This window comes from Verrucomicrobiota bacterium, from assembly GCA_038744685.1.
Lineage (GTDB): Bacteria > Verrucomicrobiota > Verrucomicrobiia > Opitutales > Puniceicoccaceae > Puniceicoccus.
Genome location: JBCDMB010000004.1, coordinates 229,002 through 236,663, shown reverse-complemented (window position 1 = coordinate 236,663; position 7,662 = coordinate 229,002). Strand labels below are relative to the sequence as shown.

Sequence of the window (7,662 nt, the reverse complement as noted above, 5' to 3'; positions counted from 1 at the left end):
TCCGGGAAATCCCGCCTCCAGCCTTTCACAGAATCTCGAACCCGAATACATAGCCGTCTCACCAGATGGTAGTATCGCCATGGTCACCCTCCAAGAAAGCAATGCGATTGCCATTATCGATTTAGAGAAGAAGGAAATCTCCGATTTGGTGGGTCTGGGCTTTCAGGACCATTCCAAAGTTCCGCTCGATGCGAGTGACAAAGATGATTCCGTAATCATCCGAAATTGGCCAACATTCGGTCTCTTTCAGCCTGACTCCATTGTCGCATTCACCGTCGACGGAGAACTTTACTTTGCGACCGCCAACGAGGGTGATGCGCGGGATTACGATGCATGGAGCGAGGAGGCCCGCGCAAAAGATCTAACCTTGGACTCCACCGTGTTTCCCGACGCTGAAACACTTCTCCAGGATGACAACCTTGGGCGCCTGAAAGTCAGCACGAATGCAGGCGACATTGATGACGACGGGGACTATGACATTATCTTCAATTACGGCGGTCGGTCGTTCTCTATTCTCGATGCAGACGGCGCCCTGGTGTACGACAGTGGGTCCGTCATCGAAGAAAGACTTGCGATCGCCGAACCTGACAACTTCAACTCCAACAACGACGAAAATGACTCTTTTGATAGTAGGAGCGACGACAAAGGCCCGGAGCCTGAGGCGATTGCTTTTGCAGAAGTTGATGGTGTCCCCCATCTCTTTGTCGGTCTTGAGCGAGTCGGTGGAGTGGCGATCTTCGATGTGTCTGACCCGAAACAACCGACTTGGGCGGGATACTTCAACAATCGGGATTTCTCCGGAAACGCAGAAGAAGGAACTGCCGGCGATCTCGGTCCAGAGTCGATCATCTTCATCAAAGGAGAAGAGAGTCCAACCGGAGAACCGATTCTCGCAGTCGCCAACGAAGTCAGTGGAACGGTGACCCTTTTCTCGATTGAGAAAGACTAATTGACTCAAGTTTGTAGGAGCGGGTTGATCCCTCGACCCGGCTGGGAGATAGATTGTCCGTTCCGGTATTGACGAATTCCAGATCGAGGGGTGAACCCTCTTCCAACGACTTCGTGCCGAAATAACTCCGTAAAATAGTGCAGTTTCGGAGCGGCTGCCTAAGCTGCCGATCAGAGTTCTCCGGCGACTAAAGTCGCCGCTCCAATTTTGAACGCCTATCGCCTATCCTCCGCTGTTCCGGCTTGAATTCTGTTACAACTCATTCATTCTCATGGGTTTAAACCCATCGGTAAACAGTGGCAGCCTTTGATGAAAACATCGTCCGCGAGTACTTTGAGCTGAACGGATTCCTGGTCCGGCAGCTGCGGAAGTACAAGGTGCAGTCGCGCAAAAAGCGCGCCGACGAGGAGATTGATTTACTTGTCTACAACCCGGCTCCGGAAGAGGTAAGCGCATCCCGTGGGTTCCAGCTCTTCTCTGGTGACGTTCGTTCCATCCATCGCGCACTCGTTGTTGTCAAGGGATGGCATACGTCCTCGTTCACCCCGCGTATGCTGAAGCAGAGCAACAAGATCTTTGATTTCCTGAAGAAGGATGTTCTCGATGCGGTAGAAAAATACTTCAGCGAGGATGACGAACTCATCGAGAAAGTAGATGCTGTGACGAAAGTTCTGGTGCTGCCCGGTCTTCCGGCCACAGAACCTCATCGTCAGGAGTCCATCGAACTCCTTAAGGAAAACGGCATCGACTTTATCGTTACCTTTCGGACGATCCTCGAGAATCTTCTCCAGGGAATCGAGGCAAACAATAGCTATCAGAAGTCCGAATCACTCCACCTTCTTCGTCTTTTGAAGATCTACGACATGATCCGCGCACCCCAAATGGAGTTGTTTACGGACGAGCGAAAGCGGAGGTGAAGCGGTTCGGATTTCAAATTTGAAATCAATCCGGCTGTTTGGGCACTACCTAACCTCAGATCAGGCGCTTGCCCTTGGTCAAACGCTGAGCAATCGCAAAGCGAAGGCTTCCCCTCGCCTCTTCTAACTCCATCGGATCCAGATCTGGTTTTCCTTCGGCTTCGGCAATGAAGCGGCGGGCTCGTTCTTCTGCTTTCTCAACGGCATCTAGATCGATCTCGTCAACGTTGATTGCCGCCTCCGTGAGAACGCGAATTTCATCGTTGCTCACTTCTGCGAATCCCTTGTCGACCGCCAGAGCCTCTTTCTCGCTCCCTTTTTCCACCTGAATGTCTCCTGGCACCAAAAGCGTGACCAGCGGCAAGTGCCCCGGCAGAATCCCGACCTCACCGTCTTCCGTGTTCAGAACCACATAATCGGCTTCTCCCGAGTAGGCTGTCTTTTCCGGTGTAATGATGGTCAGTTTCATCTGTTAAAATCGCTCCGACCCTATTCGGATGCTTCGCCGGCTGCAATCGCTTCGTCGATAGAACCCTTGTAAGCGAAATCGTTCTCCGACAGGTGATCGAGCTCGCCATCCAAAATCATCTTGAACCCACGAATGGTATCTGCCACCGAAACATACTTTCCTGAAAATCCGGTAAAGACCTCCGCAACACTAAACGGTTGCGAGAGATACTTCTGAATCTTCCGGGCGCGGAAAACAGTATTCTTGTCTTCTTCTGATAGCTCGTCGATCCCGAGGATCGCGATGATGTCCTGAAGATCCTTGTAACGCTGCAAAACGTCCTGAACACCGCGGGCGACATTGAAGTGCTCTTCACCGACGATCGCAGGATCAAGAGCGTTTGAAGTGGAGGCAAGCGGGTCCACAGCAGGATAGATACCCAGCTCGGCAATTCGCCGCTCAAGGACAATCGTGGAGTCAAGGTGGGCAAACGTATTAGCCGGAGCCGGGTCGGTAAGGTCGTCAGCAGGAACATACACCGCCTGGAACGAAGTGATCGAACCCTGCTTGGTGGAGGTAATCCGTTCCTGCAAATTACCCATCTCCTGAGAAAGAGTTGGCTGATACCCAACGGCGGATGGAGAACGTCCTAGAAGCGCAGATACCTCCGAACCCGCTTGAGAGAACCGGAAAATGTTGTCGACGAAGAGGAGCACGTCCTGCTTTTCCTCATCGCGAAAATACTCAGCCATGGTCAATCCACTCAACCCCACCCGCATACGAGCACCGGGTGGTTCGTTCATTTGACCGTATACAAGGGCCACTTTCGAATTAGGAATATTCTCCTGATCGATCACACCGGCATCCGACATTTCGTGGTAAAGATCATTTCCCTCACGAGAGCGCTCTCCCACTCCGCAGAAAACCGAAAAACCCCCATGCGCCTTGGCAATGTTGTTGATTAGCTCCATGATCACGACGGTTTTTCCGACCCCCGCTCCACCGAACGCTCCAACTTTGCCCCCCTTAATAAAAGGACAAATGAGGTCGATCACCTTAATTCCAGTTTCCAAAATATTCGCTTGGACGTCCTGATCCACCAGTTCCGGAGGGTTGCGGTGAATCGGCAGACGCTTCTCAAAGGAGACCTCACCCTTTTCATCCACTGGGTCACCCGTCACATTGAAGATACGACCCAGAACCCCCCGGCCAACCGGGACGGTGATGGCTGCTCCGGTATCCACGGCGTCAAGACCACGCACGAGCCCTTCCGTTGATGTCATTGCAACCGCCCGAACCACACCTTCCCCAAGGTGCTGCTGAACTTCGAGAACGACACTGTCCTTCTTGCCGTCGACTTCAAAGGAAGTGTTCAAGGCCTGATAAATCTTCGGCACGTTTTCTTCGTCAAACTTCACATCGACGACAGGGCCGATCACCTGCACGATCTTTCCGATATTTTCCATGGGAGGGTCAGTGGTTTCTTTGATTAATTAAAAAAAGTTGCTGCGGAGAGTTCGAGAATCTCCTGAGTAATGGCACCTTGGCGCGCCTTGTTGTATTCAAGTGTAAGGTCATCCACCAGACTCTTGGCGTTGTCCGTTGCAGACTTCATAGCGACCATCCGCGCACTGTGTTCGGAGGCCTTCGCGTTTAGGACTCGCTGATAAACGGATTCCTTAATGAAAAGCTCAAGGATGTGATCCATGACGGCTTTCGGATCCGGCTCAAAGATCATTTCTCGTTCATCCGTGGTAATCTCACCAAGCTCCGCGGTGTGCTGATCTACGAAAGCCCGAAGACTGGCTAGTGGAACGACAGGGTCGAGCCGAGGCTCCTGAGTCAGTGTATTCACGAATCTGGGAAACAGGATTTCGATCGTATCAATTTCTCCACTTCGATACTGATCGTCCATCGCTTCCACGATCGGGCGAACCTCGGAGTAGTTTCCGGTATCGCTTACCGTGAAGTCAGCGGCCAGCTCTTTTCTTGAGCGGGTCAAAAACTGCCGTCCCTTTCTTCCAATGTTGAACCAGCGGATGGGAGGCTCTTCCTCCATGGCTAGGATTTTGCGGAAAAGATTGGAATTCAATGGGCCGCAGAGACCACGGTCGGAAGTCACTAAAAGGATACCTCTTCGCTTTACCTCGCGATTCTCGAGGTAAGGGTGCGTGATCTTAACGTCCTCCATTCGATCGCAAAGGCTGGCGAGTATCTTGAGAAAGTTCCGCGAGTACTCCTGCCCCTTGAGCGCCGCAGCCTGAGCACGCTTCATCTTGGAAGCGGCCACCAACTGCATCGCCCGGGTAATCTGAGCCGTATTCTTGACGCTCTTGATCCGATTGCGAATATCGCGGGTGTTGGCCATATCGTTCGTTCAGGGTTTAGACTGGGCGTTATCCTGATCTAAACAAATGTGGCTTTCCACTCTTCAACGGCACCTTTGAGCTCTTCCGTAATTTCGTCACTGAGTTTTGCTTCAGATCGAATCTTCGTAAGAAGGGCTTCTTTTCGGTTGCTCAGAAACTCTTCCAGAGCAGCGGTAGCCTCTTGGATCTTGGCCACCTCAATATCATCAAAGTAGGCGTTCTGCACCGACCAGAGGATGGACACTTGGACTTCGACAGGTTTCGGAGAAAACGCCGGTTGCTTGAAGACTTCGACTACGCGGGCACCACGGTCAAGTTGACCTTTCGTCTTTGCATCCAGATCGGATCCAAACTGAGCAAACGCCGCCAACTCACGGTATTGAGCCAGCTCAAGCTTCACCTTACCAGCAACCTGCTTGGCTGCTTTGATTTGAGCGGCAGAGCCCACGCGGGAAACCGAGAGACCCACAGAGATCGCCGGTCGCACACCTTGATTGAACAAATCCGTCTCTAGAAAAACCTGACCATCGGTAATCGAAATCACGTTGGTCGGAATGTAGGCAGAGACGTCACCCGCTTGAGTCTCAATGATCGGCAGAGCGGTCAACGACCCGTTTCCATAATTCTCGCCAAGGCGGGCAGACCGCTCAAGCAGGCGGGAATGCAGGTAAAAAACGTCCCCCGGATAAGCTTCACGACCGGAAGGGCGTTTTAGAATGAGAGAGATTTGCCGGTAGGCTACCGCGTGTTTGGAAAGGTCATCATACACAATGAGTGAATCCATTCCATTCTGCATGAAATACTCACCCATCGCCGCACCGGAAAATGGGGCAATGTATTGGTTAGCCGGGTTCGAAGCTGCTGGAGCTGATACGACCGTAGTGAACTCAAGAGCGCCCGCCTTCTCCAAGACAGCAATCGTCCGGGCAACGTTTGAGTTCTTTTGACCCACGGCTACGTAAATGGAGTAAACCGGACGAAAATCAGGATCCCCAGACTCCAAACCAACCCTGTTGATGTTCGCCTGATTGATGATCGTATCGATCGCAATCGTGGTCTTTCCGGTTTGGCGGTCTCCAATGATCAACTCACGTTGGCCACGGCCGATCGGAATCATCGAATCAATGGCCATAATCCCAGTCTGGAGCGGCTGATCCACAGATCTACGAGGAATGATTCCCGGGGCAATGCGCTCTACGGGAAAACGATCTTCCGCCTTGGTTTCTCCCTTTCCGTCAACTGGCTGCCCAAGTGCATCCACAACCCGCCCAAGAAGTGCTTTCCCGACGGGAACTGAAAGAAGTCTTCCAGTCGTTTTGACTTCATCTCCTTCACGGATGTTTGCGGGATCTCCCAGAATCACCGCTCCGACCTCGTCTTCTTCCAAATTCAAGGCGATGCCAAACACGCCACCTGGAAACTCGATCATCTCGTTATACATGACCTTGGAGAGGCCGCTTATTCGGGCGACCCCGTCGGCAATGGAAAGGACGTTTCCTACGTTAGTCTGCTGGGTCGAAGCCCCAAGACGGGAAATCTCCTGTTCGATCTGTTCAACAATGCTGCTCATGGTAGATGAAAATAGTGAAAAAGGGTTAGTTGCTTGGGTTGCCTAGACCGGCCAATCGGGAAGGGATTGAATTTTCGAATACGTCGTCACCCACCTGCACCTTCGTTCCCGCTATCATAGAGGGATCGACACTGGTTTCGACAGCGAGCTCACGGCCGTATTCTTTGGAAAAACTCCTTCGGATCAGTTCCTGAGACTCTGCTCCAATCGATGCTCCTACCGTAACCGTAGCGGTCGTGGAGGAAATCTCCCGTTCCGCCAGGAAAGCCAAGTAACGCAAAATATCGCGGTAGTCGCTGGGTGGATCCTCGCGGAGGGATGCCAAAATTCCCTCAGTCGTCTCCGCAGATAGGCGACCTGCCTCGTCTCTGCAATAGTCGAGAAGACGGGCAGCAATCTTTCTGGCTTTCGGATTCTTTCGCATCAAAGAATTTTAATTGAACGAAACTGCCAGCTTTTCGGCGGCACTGTCAGAAAATCTTTGCTTCTGATCATCTGTCAGCTGCTCGTCGAGCACCTGACGGGTTGTCTCTACGACAAGGCGAGACACTTCGCCGCGAACCTCGTCGATCATCTTTTTCCGCTCAGCAGCCAAGGACTCTTCGCCTCTCTTGATAATCCCTTCGGCTTTCAGACGTGCTTCTTCAGTTTTAGCATCAATCAGGGCTGTTGCCTGCGCCTTAGCCTCCTTCATGATTTCCTGAGCCTCAAGAGAGGCCTTCCGAAGGGTTTCCTCGTGGCTCTTTTCAGCATCAGCAAGCTTTGCCTTCATTTCTTCAGAAAACCGCAGTCCATCTTCAATCTTCTGTTGGCGTTCGGAAACCGTCCGAAGGATCGGACGGAATGCGAGGAAATAAAGGAGGGCCACGACAACAACGAAGTTGATCGTTTGCCCAATGAAGAAGCCCGTGTCCAAACCGAAGTGCTTTACGATCGTTTGGACAGGTCCCTCGATTTCTTCGCCTGCCGGAGCGGCCGCGATCGTAATCTTAGTCAGGAATTCGGTGAACATGGGAAGTAAAGTAAGGAGCCGTCGGACGGAGAGAAATCCGTCCGACGACAGTTAGATAACAACGACTTTCTGGATTAACCTCCGTATAGGAAGAGCGAGTAGAAGGCGACCGCCTCTGCAAGCGCCATCCCAATAATACTCTGAACGAGGATTTTGGCGGAGGCACCCGGATTGCGGCCGACCGCTTCAACGGCTTTGACTCCAATGAGTCCTACACCGAGTGCGGCAGCAGCGCAGCCGAGACCCGCGGTCAAACCTGCTCCGATGTCACCAGAGATTTCTGCAATTATATCGATCATTTTTTAATGACTTGATGTTGTTGTTGGTAGTGGTTTTCCCGACGCCCGGCACTCGGTGAGGATTGGTTACCTCTGGCACCGGTCCCGCCAGGGAAATT

The 7,662-nt window shown here is 52.2% G+C and carries 9 protein-coding genes; 2 read left to right on the top strand and 7 right to left on the bottom strand.

Annotation, left to right across the window (positions count from 1 at the left end; genetic code table 11):
• A partial coding sequence (locus AAGJ81_04555) for a choice-of-anchor I family protein (protein ID MEM0965411.1) occupies nt 1-949 on the top strand: 949 nt, incomplete at its 5' end.
• A 296-nt stretch (nt 950-1,245) separates the two neighbouring features.
• Nucleotides 1,246-1,866, top strand: a complete 621-nt coding sequence (locus AAGJ81_04550) for a hypothetical protein (protein MEM0965410.1) — start codon at nt 1,246-1,248, stop codon at nt 1,864-1,866.
• Between the two features lie 55 nt (nt 1,867-1,921).
• Here the strand turns inward: AAGJ81_04550 and atpC are convergent, their stop codons facing one another.
• From atpC to AAGJ81_04515, 7 genes are all read right to left on the bottom strand, one after another.
• A complete protein-coding gene (gene atpC, locus AAGJ81_04545; protein ID MEM0965409.1) occupies nt 1,922-2,335 on the bottom strand; it encodes an ATP synthase F1 subunit epsilon in 414 nt (137 codons plus the stop codon).
• A 20-nt stretch (nt 2,336-2,355) separates the two neighbouring features.
• Nucleotides 2,356-3,780: a F0F1 ATP synthase subunit beta gene (gene atpD, locus AAGJ81_04540; protein MEM0965408.1), complete on the bottom strand. Its 1,425-nt coding sequence runs from the start codon at nt 3,778-3,780 to the stop codon at nt 2,356-2,358.
• 23 nt (nt 3,781-3,803) lie between these two features.
• Nucleotides 3,804-4,682 carry an ATP synthase F1 subunit gamma gene (atpG, locus tag AAGJ81_04535; protein ID MEM0965407.1) on the bottom strand — a complete coding sequence of 293 codons (879 nt, stop codon included), beginning with the start codon at nt 4,680-4,682 and terminating at the stop codon, nt 3,804-3,806.
• A 38-nt stretch (nt 4,683-4,720) separates the two neighbouring features.
• Nucleotides 4,721-6,253 carry a F0F1 ATP synthase subunit alpha gene (atpA, locus tag AAGJ81_04530; protein ID MEM0965406.1) on the bottom strand — a complete coding sequence of 511 codons (1,533 nt, stop codon included), beginning with the start codon at nt 6,251-6,253 and terminating at the stop codon, nt 4,721-4,723.
• Between the two features lie 25 nt (nt 6,254-6,278).
• Nucleotides 6,279-6,677, bottom strand: a complete 399-nt coding sequence (locus AAGJ81_04525) for a F0F1 ATP synthase subunit delta (GenBank protein MEM0965405.1) — start codon at nt 6,675-6,677, stop codon at nt 6,279-6,281.
• A gap of 9 nt (nt 6,678-6,686) precedes the next feature.
• The gene (gene atpF, locus AAGJ81_04520; protein MEM0965404.1) at nt 6,687-7,265 is read right to left on the bottom strand and encodes a F0F1 ATP synthase subunit B; all 579 of its coding nucleotides are present in this window, start codon (nt 7,263-7,265) and stop codon (nt 6,687-6,689) included.
• A 74-nt stretch (nt 7,266-7,339) separates the two neighbouring features.
• A complete protein-coding gene (locus tag AAGJ81_04515; protein MEM0965403.1) occupies nt 7,340-7,564 on the bottom strand; it encodes an ATP synthase F0 subunit C in 225 nt (74 codons plus the stop codon).
• Nucleotides 7,565-7,662 lie beyond the last annotated feature (98 nt).